Source organism: Natronospira elongata (assembly GCF_034931365.1).
Lineage (GTDB): Bacteria > Pseudomonadota > Gammaproteobacteria > Natronospirales > Natronospiraceae > Natronospira > Natronospira elongata.
In genome coordinates this window covers 15,303-37,210 of record NZ_JAYGII010000004.1, presented here as the reverse complement: position 1 = coordinate 37,210, position 21,908 = coordinate 15,303, and the positions used below count along the sequence as shown (strand labels likewise).

At 62.1% G+C, this 21,908-nt stretch carries 25 protein-coding genes; 7 read left to right on the top strand and 18 right to left on the bottom strand.

All coding sequences use genetic code 11. The features are described 5' to 3' along the window. Window positions 1-15: 15 nt before the first annotated feature. The 10 genes from VCB98_RS03095 to metG all read right to left on the bottom strand — a co-directional run bounded on the left by VCB98_RS03095 (window position 16) and on the right by metG (window position 9,616). Window positions 16-765 (bottom strand): DsbC family protein, encoded by a 750-nt coding sequence (locus VCB98_RS03095; RefSeq protein WP_346050381.1) that lies wholly within the window; start codon window positions 763-765, stop codon window positions 16-18. Window positions 766-864: 99 nt separating this feature from the next. After that, on the bottom strand, window positions 865-1,296 hold the full coding sequence (locus VCB98_RS03090; RefSeq protein ID WP_346050544.1) for a DUF1841 family protein: 432 nt from the start codon (window positions 1,294-1,296) through the stop codon (window positions 865-867). Window positions 1,297-1,317: 21 nt separating this feature from the next. Continuing rightward, window positions 1,318-1,950, bottom strand: coding sequence for an endonuclease III (nth, locus tag VCB98_RS03085; protein ID WP_346050379.1), 633 nt, complete (start codon window positions 1,948-1,950; stop codon window positions 1,318-1,320). Beyond that, the gene (locus VCB98_RS03080; protein WP_346050377.1) at window positions 1,947-2,615 is read right to left on the bottom strand and encodes an electron transport complex subunit E; all 669 of its coding nucleotides are present in this window, start codon (window positions 2,613-2,615) and stop codon (window positions 1,947-1,949) included. The genes nth and VCB98_RS03080 overlap by 4 nt, the downstream gene beginning before the upstream one ends. 15 nt (window positions 2,616-2,630) lie before the next feature. Beyond that, window positions 2,631-3,290, bottom strand: coding sequence for an electron transport complex subunit RsxG (rsxG, locus tag VCB98_RS03075; RefSeq protein ID WP_346050375.1), 660 nt, complete (start codon window positions 3,288-3,290; stop codon window positions 2,631-2,633). Window positions 3,291-3,329: 39 nt separating this feature from the next. Then, window positions 3,330-4,367: an electron transport complex subunit RsxD gene (gene rsxD / locus VCB98_RS03070; protein ID WP_346050373.1), complete on the bottom strand. Its 1,038-nt coding sequence runs from the start codon at window positions 4,365-4,367 to the stop codon at window positions 3,330-3,332. Further along, the gene (gene rsxC / locus VCB98_RS03065; protein WP_374729185.1) at window positions 4,367-5,860 is read right to left on the bottom strand and encodes an electron transport complex subunit RsxC; all 1,494 of its coding nucleotides are present in this window, start codon (window positions 5,858-5,860) and stop codon (window positions 4,367-4,369) included. Before rsxC ends, rsxD begins: the two co-directional genes overlap by 1 nt. 130 nt (window positions 5,861-5,990) lie before the next feature. Continuing rightward, complete coding sequence (gene rsxB / locus VCB98_RS03060) at window positions 5,991-6,548, bottom strand: electron transport complex subunit RsxB (protein ID WP_346050369.1); 558 nt, start codon at window positions 6,546-6,548, stop codon at window positions 5,991-5,993. 247 nt (window positions 6,549-6,795) lie between these two features. Further along, window positions 6,796-7,377, bottom strand: coding sequence for an electron transport complex subunit RsxA (rsxA, locus tag VCB98_RS03055; RefSeq protein WP_346050367.1), 582 nt, complete (start codon window positions 7,375-7,377; stop codon window positions 6,796-6,798). Window positions 7,378-7,537: 160 nt separating this feature from the next. Continuing rightward, window positions 7,538-9,616 (bottom strand): methionine--tRNA ligase, encoded by a 2,079-nt coding sequence (gene metG, locus VCB98_RS03050; RefSeq protein ID WP_346050365.1) that lies wholly within the window; start codon window positions 9,614-9,616, stop codon window positions 7,538-7,540. Window positions 9,617-9,764: 148 nt separating this feature from the next. On the opposite strand from metG, the gene apbC reads away from it, so the two are divergent. Both apbC and dcd read left to right on the top strand, forming a co-directional pair. Continuing rightward, a complete protein-coding gene (gene apbC, locus VCB98_RS03045) occupies window positions 9,765-10,844 on the top strand; it encodes an iron-sulfur cluster carrier protein ApbC (protein ID WP_346050363.1) in 1,080 nt (359 codons plus the stop codon). A gap of 255 nt (window positions 10,845-11,099) precedes the next feature. After that, window positions 11,100-11,669: a dCTP deaminase gene (dcd, locus tag VCB98_RS03040; protein ID WP_346050361.1), complete on the top strand. Its 570-nt coding sequence runs from the start codon at window positions 11,100-11,102 to the stop codon at window positions 11,667-11,669. A gap of 11 nt (window positions 11,670-11,680) precedes the next feature. Here the strand turns inward: dcd and VCB98_RS03035 are convergent, their stop codons facing one another. The 3 genes from VCB98_RS03035 to purM are packed head-to-tail and all read right to left on the bottom strand — an operon-like array spanning window position 11,681 to window position 14,090. Next, entirely contained in the window at window positions 11,681-12,391 is a 711-nt protein-coding gene (locus VCB98_RS03035) for a DUF3108 domain-containing protein (RefSeq protein WP_346050359.1), read from the bottom strand. After that, entirely contained in the window at window positions 12,388-13,065 is a 678-nt protein-coding gene (gene purN / locus VCB98_RS03030; RefSeq protein ID WP_346050357.1) for a phosphoribosylglycinamide formyltransferase, read from the bottom strand. Before purN ends, VCB98_RS03035 begins: the two co-directional genes overlap by 4 nt. Then, window positions 13,062-14,090, bottom strand: a complete 1,029-nt coding sequence (gene purM / locus VCB98_RS03025) for a phosphoribosylformylglycinamidine cyclo-ligase (protein ID WP_346050355.1) — start codon at window positions 14,088-14,090, stop codon at window positions 13,062-13,064. Before purM ends, purN begins: the two co-directional genes overlap by 4 nt. 229 nt (window positions 14,091-14,319) lie before the next feature. Here purM and VCB98_RS03020 point away from each other — a divergent pair, with 229 nt between their 5' ends. Genes VCB98_RS03020 through hda form a run of 3 tightly spaced genes read left to right on the top strand, consistent with a single transcriptional unit; the run spans window position 14,320 to window position 16,696 of the window. After that, complete coding sequence (locus VCB98_RS03020; RefSeq protein ID WP_346050353.1) at window positions 14,320-15,426, top strand: DUF2066 domain-containing protein; 1,107 nt, start codon at window positions 14,320-14,322, stop codon at window positions 15,424-15,426. Beyond that, window positions 15,423-15,980, top strand: a complete 558-nt coding sequence (locus tag VCB98_RS03015; RefSeq protein WP_346050351.1) for a CDP-alcohol phosphatidyltransferase family protein — start codon at window positions 15,423-15,425, stop codon at window positions 15,978-15,980. The genes VCB98_RS03020 and VCB98_RS03015 overlap by 4 nt, the downstream gene beginning before the upstream one ends. Further along, window positions 15,980-16,696, top strand: a complete 717-nt coding sequence (hda, locus tag VCB98_RS03010; RefSeq protein ID WP_346050349.1) for a DnaA regulatory inactivator Hda — start codon at window positions 15,980-15,982, stop codon at window positions 16,694-16,696. The genes VCB98_RS03015 and hda overlap by 1 nt, the downstream gene beginning before the upstream one ends. 38 nt (window positions 16,697-16,734) lie before the next feature. Here the strand turns inward: hda and VCB98_RS03005 are convergent, their stop codons facing one another. The 3 genes from VCB98_RS03005 to arsC are packed head-to-tail and all read right to left on the bottom strand — an operon-like array spanning window position 16,735 to window position 18,040. After that, window positions 16,735-17,088 carry a DUF2069 domain-containing protein gene (locus VCB98_RS03005; protein WP_346050347.1) on the bottom strand — a complete coding sequence of 118 codons (354 nt, stop codon included), beginning with the start codon at window positions 17,086-17,088 and terminating at the stop codon, window positions 16,735-16,737. After that, window positions 17,085-17,699 carry an NAD(P)H:quinone oxidoreductase gene (gene wrbA / locus VCB98_RS03000; protein WP_346050345.1) on the bottom strand — a complete coding sequence of 205 codons (615 nt, stop codon included), beginning with the start codon at window positions 17,697-17,699 and terminating at the stop codon, window positions 17,085-17,087. The genes VCB98_RS03005 and wrbA overlap by 4 nt, the downstream gene beginning before the upstream one ends. Further along, window positions 17,696-18,040: an arsenate reductase (glutaredoxin) gene (gene arsC, locus VCB98_RS02995; protein ID WP_346050343.1), complete on the bottom strand. Its 345-nt coding sequence runs from the start codon at window positions 18,038-18,040 to the stop codon at window positions 17,696-17,698. Before arsC ends, wrbA begins: the two co-directional genes overlap by 4 nt. Window positions 18,041-18,304: 264 nt before the next feature. Here arsC and VCB98_RS02990 point away from each other — a divergent pair, with 264 nt between their 5' ends. Beyond that, a complete protein-coding gene (locus tag VCB98_RS02990; protein WP_346050341.1) occupies window positions 18,305-19,054 on the top strand; it encodes a LysM peptidoglycan-binding domain-containing protein in 750 nt (249 codons plus the stop codon). Between the two features lie 148 nt (window positions 19,055-19,202). Next, window positions 19,203-19,481, top strand: coding sequence for an acylphosphatase (locus VCB98_RS02985; RefSeq protein WP_346050339.1), 279 nt, complete (start codon window positions 19,203-19,205; stop codon window positions 19,479-19,481). 60 nt (window positions 19,482-19,541) lie between these two features. Here VCB98_RS02985 and VCB98_RS02980 read toward each other — a convergent pair whose 3' ends face one another. Continuing rightward, window positions 19,542-20,120: a lytic transglycosylase domain-containing protein gene (locus VCB98_RS02980; protein WP_346050337.1), complete on the bottom strand. Its 579-nt coding sequence runs from the start codon at window positions 20,118-20,120 to the stop codon at window positions 19,542-19,544. After that, on the bottom strand, window positions 20,120-21,823 hold the full coding sequence (locus VCB98_RS02975) for a proline--tRNA ligase (protein ID WP_346050335.1): 1,704 nt from the start codon (window positions 21,821-21,823) through the stop codon (window positions 20,120-20,122). The genes VCB98_RS02980 and VCB98_RS02975 overlap by 1 nt, the downstream gene beginning before the upstream one ends. Window positions 21,824-21,908: the final 85 nt, after the last annotated feature.

The window sequence follows — 21,908 nt, the reverse complement described above, 5'->3', positions numbered from 1 at the left end:
CGGTAAGGGACTGGCTCAGCGATCCCCTTCGTGGGATCTGATCTCGTCCAGCATCCTCGCCACCGGCAGGTAGCCGCGGATCATATGACCGGAATCGGTGATGATTGCCGGGGTGCCCGTGACCTGCATCTGGCGGCCTAGCTGGAAATGATTCGCCGTGGGCGTCTGATCGCAGACATCGCTGTCCGGTGTACCTCCGCTCTTGGCATAGTCCATGGCCGCATTCCGGTCATCAGCACACCAGACACGATCCGATTTTTCCCAGGCCGGGCTCTGTTCGCCGCCGCGGGGATAGAACAGGTAATGGACGGTAACCCCGGCCTCATTCAGGTCATCCATGTCCCGGTGCAATTGCCGACAATAACCACAGTCAATATCCGTGAATACGGTCACGCTGTATTGCTCGTTCTCCGCCGGGTAACTGATGCGGCTGTCTGGGTCTACCTGCGCCAGAACGTCTCGGCGTGCGTCGGCACGGGCCCGCTCAGTCAGGTTGTCCCGGCTGGGCAGGTGGATCAGATCCCCCTGGAAAAGATGCTCACCGGAGTCGTCCACGTAGACAATGTCCGGTCCGACGCGCAGCACCCACCAGCCGTCTACATCGGCCCGGGAGAGCTGGCTTTCCTCGATGGGCAGATTGGGCAGATGCTCCTGCAGGGCCTCGATGATTTTCTCTCGGTCCCCGGCCGCGGCGGGAAGACTCAGGGAAAGCCCGAGCAGGAAAATGGCGGCAATGGTCATTGAAAGACTGGTTCTTCTGAACATGGTTACTCCGCTTGGCTGCTAATCGGCGCGCTGGGCGCGACGGTCTGGCCCAATATTGCCAATGGTCCATCATAGCAAGTCGCGGGCAGGATTGTTTTGTTACAGGCCGGCGAGTCGACGCACGCGGGCTAGATAGTGTTTCTCGTCGGGGGGCAGGCCCTGACGCTGGGCTTGCCAGAGCACATCGCCCAGGATTTCCATGATCTCATGCTCTGCCCGCATGACGCTGCCCAGCCGTTGACACAGGGCCGTATGGGCTTCCCGAATACCCGGCGGTCGGTCGGTACTGAGTTGTTCCCGAATGGTGATGTGCATGCCCATGTGCAGGAAGGGGTTTTCCTCACCCGTGTCGGGGGTCCACTCCTGAGCGACACCCCGCTCACCGGATTCCAGCAAGCGGTGATACTCGGGGTGTTCCTGAATCACGTCAGCGATGATTCTTTCCAGGTCCTGGAGGGGTTCCCCGGCCTGTGCCTTGGCCCAGGTCTGGATGAACATCTGCCGGATCTGATCTCGGTTAGCGTCGAACATAGGGGCAAGTGACAAGCTCTCTCATACGGGTTTCTCCGGCCATTCGCACAGGTCGGCGATGGGACAGTTGTAGCAATCGGGCTTGCGGGCCTTGCAGACATAGCGGCCATGCAGGATCAGCCAGTGGTGAGCATCTTTCTTGAATTCCGCCGGGGTGGTCCTGAGAAGGCGGTCTTCCACCGCGCGAGGGGTCTTGCCGGGGGCCAGGCGGGTGCGGTTGGCGACCCGGAAAATATGAGTATCCACTGCGATGGTCGGTTCCCCGAAAGCCGTATTGAGGATGACGTTGGCCGTCTTGCGACCAACCCCCGGCAGGGCTTCCAGTGCCTTTCGATCTCTGGGGACCTCGCCACCGTGCCTTTCCAGCAGAATCCTGCAGGTTTTGATCAGATTGGCGGCCTTGCTGTTGTACAGACCAATGGTCTTGATGTGCTCCTTGAGTCCTTCCTCACCCAGGGACAGAATGCTCTCCGGCGTATTGGCCACGGGGAACAGGCGTGCTGTGGCCTTGTTGACCCCCACATCAGTCGCCTGGGCTGACAACAGCACCGCAACCAGCAGCTCAAAGGGCCCGCTGTAGTTGAGCTCGGTCGTGGGCTCGGGATTGGCGGCCCGCAGCCGTTGAAAGATTTCCGTCCGCTTTTCCCGGTTCATGCTCTGGCTTCCTTGGCCGAGCTGGCGGATGCTCGCTGTTGTCGGGCATCGATCCAGTTCTTTGCCGCGACCAGCAATCCCAGCCCAATAAAGGCACCGGGCGGCAGGACCGCCAGCAGCAGGCCGTCATAGGCGGGAATGGGTTGAAGCGTGAGGTCGACGGCTGCGCCAAACATCATCTCCGCGCCGGCCAGCAAGGTCCCCTGCCCAAGCAGTTCCCGCATGGCCCCCAGGACCACCAGAACCGCCGTGAAGCCCAGGCCCATGGCCAGGCCATCGACAAAGGCACGTGGCACGGGATTGCGGGAAGCGAACGCTTCCGCCCGACCAATGATGGTGCAATTGGTGACGATCAGCGGAATGAATATCCCCAGAACCCGGTACAGGTCATGGAAGAAGGCGTTCATGGCCAGTTCCACGGCCGTGACCAGGGAGGCGATGATCATGACGAAGACCGGAATCCGTATCTCCGGATGGACCGCGTGGCGAATGAAGGATACCGCCAGGTTGGAGCCGATCAGGACAATGGTCGTGGCGATCCCTAGCCCAAGACCGTTGATGGTCGTGCCGGTCACCGCCAGCAAAGGGCACAGGCCCAGTAGCTGCACCAGGCCAGGGTTGTTGGTCCACAGGCCCTCGCGGGCGATGTCGCGGTAAGTGCTCATAAGAGAGTGGACGGTTCACCGGGAACTTGAGGTTTCTTCGGCAGTCTCGGGGAAAATCAGTTGTCTGTTCGCCTCGAAGTATACCAAACCTCGGCGTACAGCCCGGACCACGGCGCGGGGGGTGATGGTGGCGCCGGTAAACTGGTCGAACTCGCCGCCATCGGCTTGCACCTGCCATTTCTTCTCCGGCTCCTCGCCCAGGGATCGACCCTCGAAGTCGTGGATCCAATCCGAGCGGCGAACCTCAATGGGGTCTCCAAGGCCCGGCGTTTCCGAGTGCCGGGTGACCCGCACACCCGCCAGCCGGCCATCCACGCGCACACCCATCAGCATGTGAATGGGGCCGCCATAGCCATCCGGTGCCACCACCGGAAAGATGGCCGCCACCGGCTCACCGTCCTCGAAGGCCCGGTGAACCATAACCGGAGTGTCCAGACTCAGGCCCGTCCCATCCGCCAGCTCCACGGTATCGCTGACCAGATCGTTGTCGTAATGATCGGCAGGCAGGATTTCCTGCAGGCTGGCCAATCGGGCCCGGCGCTCATTCTCCGCAATCCGATCTCGGGTCATCTGCTCGGTCAGGGCTACCAGACCACCCCCGACCAAGGCAAAGGCGGCCAGCAATACGGCAGCGATGGCCATGGAACGGATCAGGCGGGATTGTTGTGCGCTCATGCCGGAATCCCGGAACCCAAAGCTTGAAGCCTGAAGAGCCTATTTCTCATGCCCATAAACCCTCGGTTTGGTATAGCGATCAATCAACGGTACCGCCATATTCATCATCAAGACGGCGAAGGCAACCGCATCGGGATATCCGCCCCAGGTCCGGATCACATAGATCAGCACCCCGATACCCGCCCCGTAGATCAGCCGACCCAGCCGAGTGGTGGCTGCCGACACCGGATCCGTGGCGATAAAGAAGGCACAGAGCAGGGTGGCGCCGCTGAACAGATGGAAGGCCGGTGAAGCGTGGCTGTCCGGGTCAATCAGATAGAACAGGGTTGCCGGTAGCAGGACGCCAGCGAGCACCGCCACCGGAATCTGCCAGCGAATGACCTTCGTGTAGATGAGCCACAGACCGCCAATGATGATGCCATTGCCGATCCACTCCCAGCCGTAGCCACCCATATCGCCGAAGCGGGGGTCGGCGGTGATTTCGGCGATGGTACGGGCCATGCCCAGCTCGGTTTTCATCACGTCCAGGGGCGTGGCTCGGCTGATGGCATCCAGGGTGGTGGCTCCCGGCAGCTCACCGGTGAGAATGGCGACCAGTTGCGCCCAGGCATTGGGAAAGTTCCCATCGTCGACCAATTGACGCGGTGGCAACCACTGCGTCATCTCCACCGGGAATGAAATGAGCAGAACCACATAGCCGGCCATTGCCGGGTTGAAGGGGTTGTGTCCCAGCCCCCCATAGAGGTGCTTGGCGAAGATGATGGCAAAGGCTACACCGGTCACCGTGATCCACCAGGGGGTGGTCGGTGGCAGGCAGAAGGCCAGCAAAACGGCTGTGACAATTGCGCTCAGGTCGAGGAGGTGGCGCTGGATGGGCTTGCCGCGAAGATAAAGCATCAACGCTTCGGCGGCCACGGCAACAGTCGAGGCAATGATGATGTTGAATATAATGCCCCAGCCGAAGAACCAGACCCAGGCCAGCAGTGCCGGAACAAGCGCCAGCAACACCCGCAGCATCATGGTGGTGACTGAATTCTGGGGCGCCAGATGGGGCGCTGGTCCGGTCGTGAATCGCATCAGTCGCCCTTCTCGCCGCTGTCCTGTTGCCTGCGCGCCTTGACGCGAGACAGGATGGCGTCGATCTCGGATTTCACTTCCTTGTCCCCCTTCTTGCGGGCCGCCAGGCTGGCTTTCTTTTCCTCCAGGCGGCGCTTCTTCTCTTCGGCCTCTCGTGCCAGGCGGGCCTGACGCTCTTCGTAGCGGCGGCGTGCAAGCTCGGATTTCTGTCTTTCCTGCTGCCTTGCCCAGATCTCGGTCTTGGCCGCCCGGAAGTACTGTACCAGGGGGATATGGCTGGGGCAGACCACGTCGCAGCAGCCGCATTCGATGCAGTCAAACAAATGGTAGGCCTCGGCCTCTTCAAGGTCCCGGTCCCGGGCGTGCCAGTAGAGTTGTTGCGGCAGCAGGCTGGCAGGGCAGACTTCCGCGCACTCGCCGCAGCGAATGCAAGGCATGGCATGCTTCTCCGTCACTACTTCCGTGTCACTGGCAGCCAGAACGCAGGTGCTGCCCTTGACGACCGGGATCTGGTCATTACTGAGGGCGAAGCCCATCATGGGGCCACCCATGATCAGCCGCTCCGCGCTACCCGTATAGCCGCCGCAGAAGGACAGCAGATCAGCCACCGGTGTTCCCAGTCGGGCGATGACATTGCGGGGCTGGTGCACCCCCTCGCCGGTCACGGTGACCACACGCTCGGTCAGGGCTTCACCGTAATGGATCGCTCGCCAGGCAGCCAGTGCGGTACCCACATTGTGACAAATGGCACCCACATCGATGGGCAAGCCACCACTGGGCACCTCTCGACCCAGCAGGGTCTGGATCAGCTGCCGTTCTCCGCCTTCGGGATAGACGGTGGGCACCATGACCCGCTCAATGCGCTCATCCTTCGAGGCTTCAATGGCTGCATCCACTGCCGCCATGGCTTCAGGGGTGTCGGCCTCTATGGCGACCAGCGCCCTGGGACAATCCAGGGCGACAAGCATGGTTTGCACACCGGCAATGACTTCATCGGCCCGCTCCCGAAGCAGCATGTCATCACAGCTGATATAGGGCTCGCATTGGGCGCCGTTTATGATCAGCACTTCTGCTTGGCGCTCACCAGTTGGATTCAGTTTGACATGGGTGGGGAAGGCCGCACCGCCAAGCCCGGCAACGCCACACTCACGAAGGCGATTGCGCAGCCGGGAGGGATGGACCGCTGCCGGGTTTTCAATGGCCGGGCGGCTCTGCTCTTCCTCGTCCAGCCCATCGGCCTCAATCACGATGCAGTCGGCAAGCAAGCCGGAAGGATGGGGAATGGGGCGGGGCTCGACGGCAGTGACGGTGCCTGAAGTGGGTGCATGGATGGGCAGGCTGAAATAGCCCTCGGCACGAGCGATTACCTGGCCCCGCAGGACCCGCTCCCCAACCGCCACCACCGGCTCGGCGGGGTCCCCCTCATGCTGCAGCAGAGGCAGGACGTACTCAAAACCCAGCGGCAAGCGCAGCAATGGCTGCTCGGTGGACATCGCCTTACGCGGATCCAGCGCAAGGCCGCCAGGAAATCCGTGTAGTGATTGGGGGTTTTCCATTCGCGTGCCGCTTGCCTGCTTGGGTGGAAGGTCTAGTCTGCCGTGCCAGTTTCGGGAAGTGAACTTTTCACTGCTTATTCTGCCATTGCGGGATTTCATCCGGGAATGGCGGCTGCCAGTCACCGATGTCCTGGCGGCGTGGCACCATGTCAATGCAGTCCACCGGGCAAGGTTCAATGCAGAGGTCACAGCCGGTGCATTCCGACTCGATGACCGTATGCATCTGCTTTGCGGCCCCCAGAATGGCATCCACCGGGCAGGCCTGAATGCATTTGGTGCAGCCGATGCAGACATCTTCATCGATGACGGCCACTGTCGGCGCGGCTTCCTCGCCATTTTCCGGGTTCAGTGGTTTGCTTTCCCGGTCCAGGAGATCGGCCAGGGCGGTAATGGTGGCTTCGCCACCGGGGGGGCATTGGTTGATGTCCGCCTCACCGTTGGCAATGGCCTCGGCATAGGGCCGGCAGCCGGGAAAGCCGCATTGCCCGCATTGGGTCTGGGGCAGCAGGGCGTCCACCTGATCGGCCACGGGATTGCCCTCGGTGCGAAAACGCACCGCCGCAAATCCCAGCACCAGCCCGAAGGCGGCGGCAAGGCCAGAGAGTGTGAGCACTGCTTCGATCATTGTCTGATTGCTCAACAAGATAAAAGGCGATCTCGCGCAGAGACGCAAAGACGCAGAGGGAAAAACTATTGTGGGGGAGGAGTAACCGTTGTGGGAGAGGTCTTAGCTTCCACCATGCCATCAAATGGCGGGGCTGAGGTCAAAACCTCTCCCATCGCAGGTCGGCACAAGCCTCCCTTCATTCTTGCTTTCTCTGCGTCTTTGCGCGAGGCCAGCTTTTCCAGCATTTTCGATGGCTCCAGTATCGTCATCCAGCGACCAAGCCCGAAAAACCCATGAACGCCAAAGACATCATCCCCGCCGTGATCAGGCCGATGGCGGCACCCCGAAAGGGGATGGGTACATCGGCGGCAGCGAGGCGCTCGCGCAGCCCGGCAAAGAGGATCAGCACCAGGCAGAAGCCGATCGCCGCGCCGAAGCCGAAAACCACGGATTCGAAAAATCCGTGAGCCTCCTGCACATTCAACAGGGCCACCCCCAGTACCGCACAGTTGGAGGTGATCAGTGGCAGAAAGATGCCAAGCACCTGATACAGCAATGGACTGGTCTTCTTCACCACCAGTTCCGTGAACTGCACTACCCCGGCAATGACCAGGATAAAGGCAATGGTCCGCAGGTATTCAAGACCCAGGGGCGCCAGCAGCAAGGCGTTCACCAGGTAGCCGGCCACCGAGGCGATGGTGAGCACGAAAGCGGTGGCCAGGGCCATGCCGGCGGCCGTTTCCAGCTTGCGCGACACCCCCATGAAGGGGCACAGGCCCAGGAACTGGACCAGAACGAAGTTGTTCACCAGCACGGTGGCCAGGAGGATCAACGCCAGGTCGGTCATTGTGCCCTCGCCGTGTCGGAACTGATGATCATTGGGGCCTCGTCTAGGCGCATACCTGCTAATTGCCCCCTGCCGATCAGCCGGGCGGGCCACGAGCTACGAGCAACGAGCTGCGAGCCGGCGCCGGGTAGCTCGTTGCTCGTAGCTCGCAGCTCGCAGCTCATTTCACCCGCATCCCCGGCGTTGCCCCCGAATCCGGTTCGAGGATATGCAGGCTCTTGCCGTCACCGGCAGCCAGGACCATGCCCTCGGACAGGCCGAAGCGCATCTTCCGGGGCTTGAGGTTGGCGACCATGACGGTCAGCTTGCCTTCCAGGTCTTCAGGGGCATAGGCAGACTTGATACCGGCAAAGACCTGGCGGGTCTCGCCGCCAATGTCCAATTGCAGGCAGAGTAGCTTGTCGGCGCCTTCCACATGCTCGGCCTTGACGATTTTGGCCACACGCAGGTCAACCTTCATGAAATCATCGATGGTGCATTCCGGAGCCAGATCATCCACGGCGTTCTTCTCCTGGGGTGCTTGTTTCTTCTTGCCGGCATCGACAGCGGTCTGGGCCTCCAGATTTTCCCTGGAGGCCTCCAGCAGCTTGTCGATCTGCTCGGATTCCACGCGGGTGAGCAGGGGCTTGAACTTGCGGATCTCGTGATCGAGCAGCGGCTCGGCCAGATCCTGCCAGCGCGGGGCCTCGATATTCAGGAAATGCTCGGCCCGCTCGGCCAGGGCCGGGACGACCGGGCGAAGGTAGCCGGTGAGCACCCGGAAAAGATTCAGTGCGGCGGTGCAGATGGCCTGCACTTCAGCCAGCCTGGATTCATCCTTGGCCAGGGTCCAGGGGGCCTTTTCGCTGACATATTGATTCACCCGGTCAGCCAGGGCCATGATCTTGCGCATGGCCTGGGAGAAGGCGCGGCGCTCGTAGTCGGCGGCAATCTCTTCCGAGGCCGCGACCACTTCCTCGTAAAGGGCCTTGCCCTCGGCCTCCATGGTGTCGCCCAGGCGGTTATCGAATTTCTTGCGAATGAAGCCAGCCGTGCGGCTGGCGATGTTCACCAGCTTGCCCACCAGGTCCGAGTTCACCCGGCTGGTGAAATCAGCCAGGCTGAGATCGATGTCCTCCACCCGGTCGGAGAGCTTGGCGGCGAAGTAATAGCGCAGGTATTCCCCGTCCAGATGATCCAGCCAGGTGCGGGCCTGGATGAAGGTACCCCGGGACTTGGACATCTTCTGGCCGTCCACGGTGAGAAAACCGTGGGCCCAGACGGCGGTGGGCCGGCGAAAGCCCGCGCCATGCAGAATGGCCGGCCAGAACAGGGCATGGAAGTAGATGATGTCCTTGCCGATGAAGTGATAGACCTCGGTCTTTTCTTCCTGGCCGGCGGCCCAGAAGTCATCGAAGTTCAGGTCGTCGCGACGATCACAGAGCTGGCGGAAGCTGGCCATGTAGCCCATGGGGGCATCCAGCCAGACATAGAAATACTTGCCGGGGGCATCGGGGATCTCGAAGCCGAAGTAGGGGGCATCCCGGGAGATGTCCCAGTCCTGCAGGCCGGCATCAAACCATTCCCGAAGCTTGGCGGAGACCGCTTCCTGCAGATTGTTCTGAACCCGGCCATCAGCCCCGGTCCATTCCTTCAGCATGGCCTCGAAATCCGCCAGGCGGAAGAAATAGTGCTCCGATTCCCGCTCCACCGGCGTGGTGCCGGAAATCACCGAAACCGGGTTCTTCAGCTCTGCCGGGGAATAGGTGGCCCCGCAGACTTCACAGGAATCGCCGTACTGGTCCTCGGCGCCACACTTGGGGCATTCCCCCCGAATGAAGCGATCAGGCAGGAACATCCCTTCCTGCTCGTCATAGGCCTGGCGAATGCTGCGGGATTCGATATGCCCGGCATCCCGCAGGCGCTTGTAGATGGTCTCCGCCAGTGCCCGGTTTTCGTCCGAATGGGTGGTGTGATAGTTGTCGAAGTCCACCCGAAAGGCATCGAAATCCGCCTTGTGGCTGTCAGCAAATCGCTGAATCAGGGCCTCGGGGCTGATGCCCTCCTGGCGCGCCTTGAGCATGATGGGGGTGCCGTGGGCATCCTCTGCACAGACGTAATGACATTCATGCCCGCGCATCTTCTGGAAGCGCACCCAGATATCGGTCTGGATGTACTCCAGCAGATGCCCCAGGTGAAGGGGACCGTTGGCGTAGGGCAGGGCACTGGTGACGAGTATCCGGCGTCGCTGGTCGCTCATGAGCGGACGGGCTCCGGTTGCAATGAAAAAAGCGGGAAAATTAAGCGGTTTATTATGCCATAGCTGGCCTTGGGGCAGCAGTCCGGCGAATTCCCGCCCCGGTATTTGCTAGAATGCCGCCACCTCCCAATCACACCCCGGAAGGACCATGAGCAGCGAGATTCTCGATCGCCTAGAGCCCCTGCTGGCCGAATTCGACGACCCCATCCTGGGCCGGGCCCTGGCCGGGGCAAGAGTGACCGTGGAGGCGGAGTCTCCACTGACCCTGCGCCTGACCCTCGGCTACCCGGCCGCCGGCCTCCGTGAGGCTCTGGCTGAAGCCGCCGCCGAGTGGCTGGGGGATCGGCTGGGCGAGGCGGTCAGCATTGAGATCGACTGGGAGATCGCCAGTCATGCGGTGCAGGGCAGTTTGCGGCCCATGGCCGGGGTGAAGAATATTATCGCCGTGGCCTCGGGCAAGGGCGGGGTGGGTAAATCCACCACCGCAGCCAACCTGGCCCTGGCGCTGGCCGCCGAGGGTGCCTCGGTGGGGGTGCTGGATGCGGATATCTATGGTCCCAGCCAGCCCCAGATGCTGGGCGCCTCGGGCCGTCCCACCACCCAGGATGGCAAGAAGATGCAGCCCCTTGAGGCCCATGGCCTCAAGGTCATGTCGGTGGGTTTTCTGATGGATCCGGAGCAGCCCATGGTCTGGCGCGGGCCCATGGTCACCCAGGCCCTGAACCAGCTCATTTCCGACACCGACTGGGGTGATGTGGATTATCTGGTGGTGGACATGCCCCCGGGCACGGGCGACATTCAGTTGACCCTGGCTCAGCGTGTCCCGGTGAGTGGCGCGGTGATCGTGACCACGCCTCAGGAGATTTCCCTGCTGGATGCCCGCAAGGGCCTGAAAATGTTCCAGAAGGTGGATGTCCGGGTGCTGGGGATTGTGGAAAACATGGGCGTGCATATCTGCAGCAATTGCGGCCATGAGGAGTCCATCTTCGGCGAGGGCGGCGGCCAGCGCCTGGCGGCCCAGTTCGAAACGCCCCTGCTGGGTAGCCTGCCCTTGGACCCGCGCATCAGAGAGGAAGTCGACGGCGGCCGCCCCACGGTGGTCGTGGACCCGGAGGGCCCCGTCGCCCAACGCTATCGCGACATGGCCCGCCGCATGGCCCGCGAGCTGGCGACCCAGGGCGGGGAAGCGGAGGCAGCATTTCCCAACATTTCAGTCGTGGATGACTGAAATGTTGGGAGTGAACAGTTCCCAGTGAACAGCTGGCAGTGCCCGTGAAGATGCCGTGCCGCTTCGGCGGAGCACGGGCAAGCTTATGGTTCGCTGTGGCAACGATTCATCAGGAAACGGCAGGTATCCCACGTTGGCATGGCTTGCTGTTCACTGGGAACTGTTCACTGTTCACTCAAGCTACTTGACCGGTATGATTCCGTCGATCGGTTCTGTGCCGGATCGAAGCCAACAAACCCGAGGGAGAAAATCGTTGTGAGCATCAAATCCGATCGCTGGATCAAGCGGATGGCGGAACAGGAGGGGATGATCGAGCCCTTCGAACCGGGTCAGATCAAGACCGGGGCTGACGGAGAGCGCCTGATTTCCTACGGCACCTCCAGTTACGGCTACGATGTTCGCTGCTCCCGGCATTTCAAGGTTTTCACCAATATCAACTCGGCCATCGTTGACCCCAAGGGTTTCGACGACAAGAGCTTTGTGGATGTGGAATCGGATGTCTGCATCATTCCGCCCAACTCCTTTGCCCTGGCCAGCACGGTGGAATATTTTCGGATTCCCCGCTCGGTACTCACCATCTGCCTGGGCAAGTCCACTTATGCCCGCTGCGGCATCATCGTCAATGTCACGCCTTTGGAACCGGAGTGGGAAGGGCATGTGACCCTGGAGTTTTCCAACACCACCCCCCTGCCGGCCAAGATCTACGCCAATGAGGGTGTGGCCCAGATGCTTTTCCTGGAATCGGATGAAGTCTGTGAAGTGTCCTACAAGGACCGGGGTGGCAAGTACCAGGGGCAGCGGGGTGTTACCTTGCCCAGGGCTTGAGGGGGCAGCGATCAGCGATCGCTGCTTTCCAGCTCCATGCGCACGGTGCGTTCGCCCGGCTCGCTTTGTTCCAGCTTGACGGGAAGGTAGTCCAGCTCGGGTGCCATCCAGAGGCTGAGAACACGTTCGGAGTCTGCGTCCTTGAGGTCCACCCGGACCGTGTCGAAGCGTCCGGCGCGGGTGCGGATGCGTTCCTCGCCGGCATAGTCCAGTGCCTGCTCGAATTGCCGGTCGCGGTCCACGATATGGAAGCCTTCGGGCCGCTCATCATTGGCCAGGGACCGCATCAGCACGTACTGTGCCAGGAAGCGATCCAGGCTGTGGGCGGGCACCTCCAGTTCACCCCGGTCACCATCGTCGTTGAAACGGACGATGCCATCATTCAGGTCGAAGGCCAGATGCCGCTGCCGGCGAGTGTCGCCCCCTTCACGGTGGTGATAGCGGTAATCCAGCGCTTGAATGCCGTTTTCGACAACCCGGAAGCGGGAGCGCTCGGTAATGATGTCATCACGAAACATGGAGACGACGCCGGCCGGTTCGCTGCGTGATTGCCACAGCCATTCATCATCGTTCCAGCGTTCCAGGGTGAAGACCGTGCTGGCACCGCGCATGGAGCCGTAATAGGCCCGGTACTCGGCAGTGAAACCACGCTCCTTGCCATCGAGGGGGGGCACCGCCAACACCAGGGCGGCCAGCAAGATGACGCCGACAATCCTTTTCATTCCAACTCCTCTCCATTCCAGGGCAGGCGCAGTGGTCGCTCCAGTACCTTGCCATCAAACGTAGGCTGACTGCCATCGAGTCCGATCCGCCCATCGGCCACCAGCTCCAGGACCATGGGATACAGTCTACGTTCTCTGGCCCGTGTACGCTGCTCAAGTTCCGCCGCGGTGTCCCGGCGCTGGATGGGCACCTCGGCCTGGGCAATCACCGGCCCCCCGTCCAGGTCTTCGGTGACAAAGTGCACGCTGCAGCCATGCATTGTGTCATTGGCATCCAGTGCCCGCTGGTAGGTGTTGAGTCCCCGGTGGGCGGGGAGCAGGGAAGGATGGGTGTTGAGCATTCGCCCCGCGAAGGCGCGGACGAAGTCGCCGCCGAGTATTCGCATATAGCCGGCCAGAACGACCCAATGAGCCTGGCTGGCATCAATGGCCTCGGCCAGCGCCCCTTCGTGGGCGGCCTGGTCCTGGAAGTCTCGCCGTGGCAGTGCCCGGGCCGGGATGCCGGCCGCTTGGGCCACTTTCAGGCCACGGGCCTTCTGGCGGTCACTGAGTACCAGGGTCGGCCTGGCCCTGCAGAGGCCGTCGGCGTTAGCCTTGAGGATCGCCTCCAGGGTGGTGCCGGCCCCGGACAGCATGACCGCCACGGGGAAGTCTTTGCCTGCCTGGACACTCACCGGTATTGGACGCCCTCAATGCCCCGGCCGACGCGGCCGATACTGAAGACCGTTTCACCCGCTGCTTCGAGACAGGCTGTGGCTTTCTCGGCTTCTGCCTCGGGGACGATCACCACCATGCCGATGCCGCAATTGAAGGTGCGCCGCATTTCGGCCGTCTCCACGGCGCCTTTTTCCTGCAGCCACTGGAACAGCGGCGGGAGAGACCAGCTTTGCGGGTCGATTTCTACCCCCAGCCCTTCCGGCAGTATCCGCGGGATGTTTTCCGTCAGGCCACCGCCGGTGATGTGGGCGACTCCGCCGACGGTGCACTGCTCGAACAGGTCGAGCAGGGACTTGACGTAGATGCGGGTCGGCGCCAGCAAGGCCTCGCTCAGGCTCTGCTCCCCGATCTTGACCTGGTCGGGATCACTCTCCCGCGCCAGAATCTTGCGCACCAGGGAATAGCCGTTGGAGTGCACCCCGGAGGAGGCCAGGCCCAGGACCCGGTCACCGTCGCCAATGCGGCTGCCGTCGATGATCTGGTCCTTCTCCACCACGCCGACCGTGAAGCCGGCCAGGTCGTAGTCGCCGTCTCCGTACATGCCGGGCATTTCAGCGGTCTCACCGCCAATCAGGCCCGCCCCGGCCAGCTCACAGCCACGGGCTATGCCGCGGACCACATCCGCGGCCACGTCCACATCCAGGCGGCCGGTGGCGTAATAATCCAGAAAGAACAGCGGCTCGGCCCCAAGCACCACGATATCGTTGACACACATGGCAACCAGGTCGATGCCAACCGTGTCATGGCGGTTGAGGTCCAATGCCAGTCGCAATTTGGTGCCCACGCCGTCAGTACCCGATACCAGTACCGGCTGACGGTAGCCACTGGGAAGCTCGAACAGACCACCGAAGCCGCCCAGGCCGGTGATCATGCCAGGCCGGCGGGTGGCCGCCACCGCCGGACCGATTCGACGGACGAGTTCATTGCCGGCATCGATATCGACGCCCGCGTCACGATAGGTGAGGGAGTCCTTGCTGCTCATGACAGATTCCGAAGCAGGTTGCGGGATTCCGGCTTGGGAGCCGGAGACGTTTCCAGTGCCGCGCCAGTCCGGTGTCGGAGCCTCGCGACGGCTGTGGTATTGTACACGAGCACGAAAGCATGGACCGGATGCGGATTACTCGTTCCTGGGGCGAGCTCATGGTGTTGTGGACGCTCGGCATGGGCCGGGCATCGGGGATAACGAACTCAGCGGGATGGCTGGCAGCTTGATGAATTGCTCGATTTTTGCCCGGCGTGGCGCCCTGTTCCTGATCATTCTCCTGTGGATACCCTTCTTGGCCAGCCTCGCGGCCGAACCGGGGGTCAGCGGCGATGCCCTCTATGAGGCACGGGTGGAGGTGCCTGACCGCAGCGACGCCAGTCGCCAGGCCGGGATTCGAGAGGCCGGCCTGCGTGTCCTGTCCCGCGTGACTGGATTTCGAGATCCCAAGGATCATCCGCCGCTGGAACCCGTCGTGGACGAGCTTGAGCAGCTGGTGGAGCGTTTTCGTATCGAAAGTGGCGATAACGGTGAGTTCAGCCTCTGGGCCCGCTTTGATCCGGACAGTATCGACCGCCGGGTTCGCGAGCAGGGCGTGCCGCTGTGGGGGCGGGAGCGACCTCGGGTACTGGTCTGGCTTGCCCGCCGGGACGGGGGTGACCGCGATCTGCTGACCGAGGGCGATGTTGGCCGCGAGGCCCCGGCCCTTGTACAGGCAGCCAATGACCGGGGCTTGCCCCTGCTGTTTCCCATCATGGACCTGGAAGACCGCCGAACCGTGGATTTTGCCGATGTCTGGGGCGGTTTCGATGATCGCATCCTCGAGGCGTCCGGGCGGTACAGTCCCAATGCCATTCTGATTGGTCGTGTCGAGAATGTGGGTGGTGATCTCTGGCGCTCCCGCTGGGCCCTGTACCAGCCGGATGGCGTGACCCGATGGCAGGGCGGGGTCTCGCTCGGAGATGAGGCACTCGAGGATGGTGTCCATGAGCTGGCCGATCGCCTCGCCAGGCGCTTTGCCGTGGATGGCGATATTGGCAGTGACGATGAAATTCGCCTACGTATTCGGGGGTTGGCCGAGCTGGAAGATTACGTCAGGGTTGAGCGTCATCTGCAAGGGCTGACCCCCGTGGAGCGGGTCCGTCTGGAATCCCTGGAAGAGGACACGGCCGTATTTCGTATTCACGCTCGTGGTGGTCGTCAGTCCCTGGAACAGGCGATTGAACTGGGTGATCGCCTGGTCCGCATTGACCCCACCGGGGTGGATGGGCGCGGGGACGCCATGGTGGAGCTGCGTCCCGGTGATGCCCTGCCGACCTATCGGGTGCGCCCATGAAATGGCACTGGCTGCCCAATGCCCTCAGCAGCTTCCGGCTGGTGCTGATTGTCCCCACCGTGCTGTTTCTGCTGGACGAGGCCTATTTCCTCACCCTTTGTCTGTTTGCCGTTGCTGGCGTGTCCGATGGGGTGGACGGCTGGCTGGCCAAGCGTTTTGGCTGGACATCCCGGCTCGGTGCCGTGCTCGACGCCGCTGCGGACAAGTTGCTGATGGCGGCCATTTTCATCACCCTCGGTTACAAGGGGCTGGTGCCCTTGTGGCTGGTGGCGCTGGTGTTCGTCCGCGATCTCTGGATCGTGCTGGGTGCCTGGTATAACCGCCACCGCCTGGCGGAATTCGAGGTTCGGCCCTTCTTGACCAGCAAGATCAATACGGCGGTGCAGATCTGCTTCGTGCTGCTGGTCATCGCCGACGCTCAGTGGCAGCTACTGGCCCCCTCGCTGATGGCGGGCGCCGTTGCCGTTGCAACGCTGTCCGTGGTTGCCAGCGGCCTGGATTACCTCCAGGACTGGATCCGACAGCTCCGACAGGCGAGTCGGAGCCGAAGCTGATGGTGGATGGTTTGGCCTTGGGTGGTGGCCAGCTCCCGCTGGGGATCGAGTTGTCCCTGGAAACCCGTCTCGACGATTTTCTTCCCGGGCCCAATGCCGAAGCCCTGGCCACTGCCAATGCCCTGGCGGAAGGGCGCTGGCAGAGCAATCTCTACCTGGCCGGGGCCTCGGCCACAGGCAAGACCCATCTGCTTCAAGGGGTGTCCCACGCCGCCAGCGCCATGGGTCGCCAGGTTGCCTATCTGCCCCTGTCCCGCCCCGAGATGCGGGATCCGGAGTTGCTGGCCGGTTGGGCCGGCTTTGATGTGGTTTGCCTGGACGACCTTCAGTCGGTGGCGGGCGAGATGGCCTGGGAAAGGGCCCTGTTTCGGCTCTACGAGGACATGCGCGAGGCCGGGGGGCAACTGGTTTTCGCGGCGGACGAGCCCCCGGCCAGTCTCGATCTGTGTTTGCCGGACCTTGCCTCCCGCCTGGCCGCCGGGCCGGTCTATCGCCTTGAGCCTTTGGATGACGATGATCTCGGCGAGGCACTCAGGTTGCGGTTGGCTCGCCGCGGTCTGAGTCTTCCAGACGACAGCGCTCGCTGGCTCATGCGGCGTGTCCGCCGGGACATGCATTCCCTGACCCGGCTGGCGGATCGCCTCGATCACCTGTCCCTCACCGCCCAGCGTGGCCTGACCATCCCATTCCTGCGCCAGGTCCTGGACGATACCTAAAGACGTAAGAAGCCAGGGGACCTCAGTACAGAGGGGGCCTATTCCCTCGGCTGGCGGCTTTGAACCCGCAGGCTGTGTCCGGCAGTGAGGAAAAGGGCGAGCGAGAAAAGCGACAATGCCGTGGCCAGTCCCCGGACTTCCGGATTGGCCATCAATTCGGTAAAGCCATGGGCCATGTAGAACAGGGCGAAGAAGCCCAGCAAGGCAGTGGGCAGGACCTTCCCCTGTAACACGCCGACGGCAAACAGAAGCGGCGGCAGACTGCCGGCAATGGCCAGCCAGGGCCCCAGTTCTTCCGAGGGATGGAACAGGCTGTATCCCAGGCCCCAGGTCAGGGAGACGAGCAGGGCGCTGATGGCGCAGCTCATGCGCGCACGGCGAAGACTGATCATGATCGTTTCTCTCCCTTGAGCTTGATGGCCAGTTGCGCCAGTCGGGCTCCCTGAGCCTGTGCCAGCTCACTCTCTTCCGCGGACTGGCTCTGCTGTCCATCGGCACCCGCGAAATGGCTGGCCCCGTACGGGGTGCCACCACTGCGTGTCTCATTCAGTGCTGACTCAGTGTAGGGGATACCGGCGATGACCATGCCGTGATGCAGCAGAGGCAGCATCATGCTGGTGAGGGTGGTTTCCTGCCCACCGTGGAGACTGCCGGTGGATGTAAAGACGCAGGCAGGCTTGTCCACCAGGGCACCCTTCAGCCAAAGCCCGGCGCTGCCGTCAAGGAAGTATTTTAGCGGGGCGGCCATGGCGCCGAATCGGGTGGGCGAGCCCAGGGCCAGGCCGTCACATTGAGCAAGCTCATCCAGGCTGGCGTAGGGTGGCCCCTGGGGCGGAACGGCCGGTTCGCTGGCTTCGGTATTGGGTGACACCGGCGGAACCGTGCGGACCACGGCTTCTGCACCAGAGACCGATTCCACCCCCCGCGCAATCTGCCTGGCCAGGTTTGCCACCGCACCGTGGCGGCTGTAATAGAGCACGAGGATTCGGACGGGAAGGCTCACTTCAGCAGCTCCATCACGTCTTCAGGTGGCCGCCCAAGCTTTGCCCGGGAACCGCGGACGACAATCGGTCGCTGAATCAATCGCGGTTCGCGGCTCATGGCCTCAAGCAGTGCTTGCTCATCAGCAGAGGCCAGATTCATCTCCTTGAAGACGGATTCGTTGCGGCGGATCAATTGCCCTGGCTCCATTTTCAGAAGTTTCAGCAGCTCCCGCAGCGTTTCCACCGCAGGCGGCGTCTTCATGTATTCGATGATCTCAGGGTCGAATCCCGCTTCCTTGATCAGCGTCAGCGTCGCCCTGGACTTGGAACAGCGCGGGTTATGGTAAATCGTTACCGACATCTCTCTGACTCCCAAAAAAATAGTATGAAACAATGTCTTGACCGTTCATAATGCCACTGCTAGGTTTCTGATTTAGGGCATAATATTGCCCCGGAGATTTGGGCTCAAGCAGCTGCCAGGATTGGGCTGAACAAAGCGTGCTTCGGGGTGCCTAAGGCATCGCTCTTCTTGACTTGAAAAAATGCACAGTGCTAGCTTTTCACCATACAATTCATTAACAGGTTGTTCCGACAGAATAACAATCGCACTCAGGAGTTGCCCGACATGACCAAGCTGTCCCGTAAACATGCCATTGTCCTGGCGCTCGCCGCTGGTCTGGCGGTGGGTTGTCAGACTGCCCCGGACGAGCCGGAGATCGACGAGGAAGCTCGTGACATGGCTCGCCAGGCTATCGACAACGCCCGCTCGGTTATGGCCGCTGCCGAAGAGCCCTGCACGGACACCGGTAATGCCGGTGACTATCTCAGCCGTGCTGAAGCAGCCGAAGCTGACGGGGAATTTGAGGAGGCCCAGCGCCTGGCTGAGCGTGCTGCCGAAGTCGCCCAGTCCACCATCGACGATTGCTACGCCGAGAAGAGTGGCGGGTATCTGGACAAGGCCGGTACCTTCACCAACCTGACCGCTGATCAGCGCAGCCGTCTGCGTGATGCCCGGAACGCTCAGGATGCCGGTAACTATCGCGATGCCTATGAACACGCCCGTGCCCTGGTGTCCGAGCTCGAAGCGGCCACGATGAGCTATCGTGTCCGTCGCGGTGATAGCCTGTGGCGCATCTCCGGCAAGGACGACGTCTATGGCGACCCCTACCAGTGGCCGCTGATCTATCGCGCCAACAGCGACAAGATCGACGACGCTGATCTGATCTTCCCGGATCAGGAATTCACGATCTACAAGCACCCGACCGAGAGTGCCCGTGACCACGCCATTGAGCATGCCCGGACTCGCGGCGCGTGGGAAATTGGCCGGGTCGAGGACTCCGACCGTCGCTATCTGCGCGAGTCCGGTGATCGTTGATCGGAACCTGACAACGCGTCAGACGGAGAGGGCCCCGAACGGGGCCCTTTCTTTTGGGGGAACTGTTGTCCTGGCCCTGGGCCAGAACCGGGTCGGCCTTGTATCCTCCAAAGGTTGAGCGGGGAGGTTTTCTTCACGGAGGTCGATGATGAGCGAGACTGTCAAGCGCCGTTTTCTGGTGTCCGGCAAGGTCCAGGGCGTGTTCTTCCGGGCCAGTACCCGCGCCGAGGCCGATAGCCTGGGCGTATCCGGCTGGGCCAGAAACCTGCCCGACGGCCGGGTCGAAGTGGTGGCCCATGGTGATGCTGATGCGCTGGAGAAGCTGGAATCCTGGCTCTGGAAGGGCCCGCCGGCCGCCGAGGTCAACGCGGTCGATACCGATGATTATGTCGGCGACATCGCCGACGGCTTCAAGATCACATCTTAGTTGACAATTACAAGCCAACATTCACGCTGCATTCGTAGCTCGTAGCTCGTAGCTCGTAGCTCAATCCCGATACCAGTGCTCGGCCAGGGCCGTGTAGACAAGGCTGGGGTAGCGCATACTGCCGAGGCTGCCGTTATAGCGGGCAAGGGCTCGGCTCAGATTGCCGTTTTCCTTGTCCAGGTAGTAGCGCAGGATGGTAACGCCATAGCGAAGGTTGGTTTGCAGGTCGAACAAATTGTCCTCTGGCCGGCCGATTTCCTCCAGCCAGAAGGGCATGATCTGCATCATGCCGCGTGCTCCGACCCGCGAGATGGCAAAGCGATCAAAGCGGCTCTCCACGTGAATCACCGCCAGTACCAGCTCCGGCTCCAGATCGGCCATGCGGGCCTCGGCATGGACCTTTCGGAGTATGCGCAGGCGCTTGTCCCGGTCCGGCACCCAGCGCTCCAGGCGACTGGACATATCCATTAGCCAGACTTCGGCTTCAAAGCGATCATTGAAGCTGTTGCTCTGTTCTACCGCCTCCTTGAGGGCATCCCGAAGGTCCGGGTCGACCGAATCCTCTGCTTCATCGGCCAGGGCAGTCTGGCCAGCGAGGCAGATCAATGCGGGCAGCAGAAACTTGGCGACAGGATTCATCAACCGACGATGTCCAGCAGTGAGTCCACAACCCCATCATAGTCCAATTCCTCGGACTTCTCGGCCCCCCGCGCCCGGTATTCCAGTTTGCCCTTGTCCAGTCCTCGATCACCGATGACCACCCGGTGGGGGATGCCAATCAGTTCGGCATCGGCAAACTTCACCCCGGGGCGGGCATCGCGGTCATCCAGCAGGATCTCCACACCCGCCGCTTCAAGCTGATCATGCAGGGACTCGGCCGCCTGGCGGACGCGCTCGGAGCGATCCATGCCGATCCCGATGATGACCAGTTGGAAGGGAGCGATGGGGGCGGGCCAGATAATGCCCTGTTCATCGTGGTTCTGTTCTATGGCGGCGGCCACGATTCGACTTACGCCGATGCCGTAGCAGCCCATGTACATCGGCTGATCACGTCCCGACTCATCCAGCACCGTGGCGTTCATGGCCTCGCTGTATTTGCGCCCCAGCTGGAAGATGTGACCTACCTCGATACCCCGACTGGAGCAGAGCTTGCCCTGACCCTCCGGAGCGGGTTCACCCGCCCGTGCCAGGCGCAGGTCCGCCACTTCCGGCAGGGCCACGTCCCGGTCCCAGTTGAGATTGATCCAGTGGCGGTCCTTCTCATTGGCACCGGAGGAAAAGTTGGTGGCCGTGGCTGCCCGCTCGTCCACCAGTACCCTGAGCTCTTCGGGCAGTCCCATGGGACCGATGAAGCCCTTGGGTACACCGGTGGCGGATTCGGCTTCCCCGGTGGTGGCCAGGCGGATGTCCTCGGCGCCCAGGGCGCGGGCCGCCTTGACCAGGTTCAACTCATCATCACCGGCCACGAACAGGACAGCGGGTGTATCGTCGGCCATGACGACGACACTCTTGACGATCCTGTCCAGCGGCAATGCCAGCAGGCGCGCCTGCGCCTCCACCGTGTCCGTATCCGGGGTGTCGCGCTTCTCTGCTGCCTGCGGAGACTGTTTCTCAATGGTGGGGCCGGGGCTGCTGGCCAGTTCGGTATTGGCCGCGTAGTCGCCCTGATCGGCAGAGAGAATTTCGTCTTCGCCGGAATCGGCCAGGACGTGAAACTCCCGGGAGACGCTGCCGCCGATACTGCCACTGTCGGCCTCCACGGAGCGAAAGCGGAGCCCCAGGCGCTGGAATATCCGGGTATAGGCCTCGAACATCGCCTGGTAGCCCTCGGCGAGGGAGCTTTCGCTGGTATGGAAGGAGTAGGCGTCCTTCATCAGGAATTCCCGCGCCCGCATGACGCCGAAGCGAGGCCGGATCTCATCGCGGAACTTGGTCTGGATCTGGTAGAAGTTGACCGGTAGCTGGCGGTAGCTCTTGAGTTCCCGGCGGGCGATGTCGGTGATCACCTCTTCGTGAGTGGGGCCAAAGCAGAATTCCCGCTCATGGCGGTCCTTCAGGCGCAGCAACTCCGGACCATAGTGCTTCCATCGGCCGGATTCCTGCCACAGTTCGGCCGGCTGGACCGCCGGCATGATCAGTTCCAGCGCCCCGGCACGATTCATTTCCTCGCGCACGACGGTTTCCACCTTGCGCAGCACCCTCAGACCGAATGGCATCCAGGTGTAAAGACCGGAAGCCAGTTTGCGGATCATGCCGGCCCGCAGCATCAGCTGGTGGGAAACAATCTCGGCATCGGCAGGTACTTCCTTGTGCGTGAACAGTGGGAACTGGGAAACGCGCATCGGGGCCCCTTCAGTATTGTGGAGTTGTAAAACCGTCATTTTAACGGGTTTGTCGACCCGCAGGACAGGCCGGGCTTGAATCCCT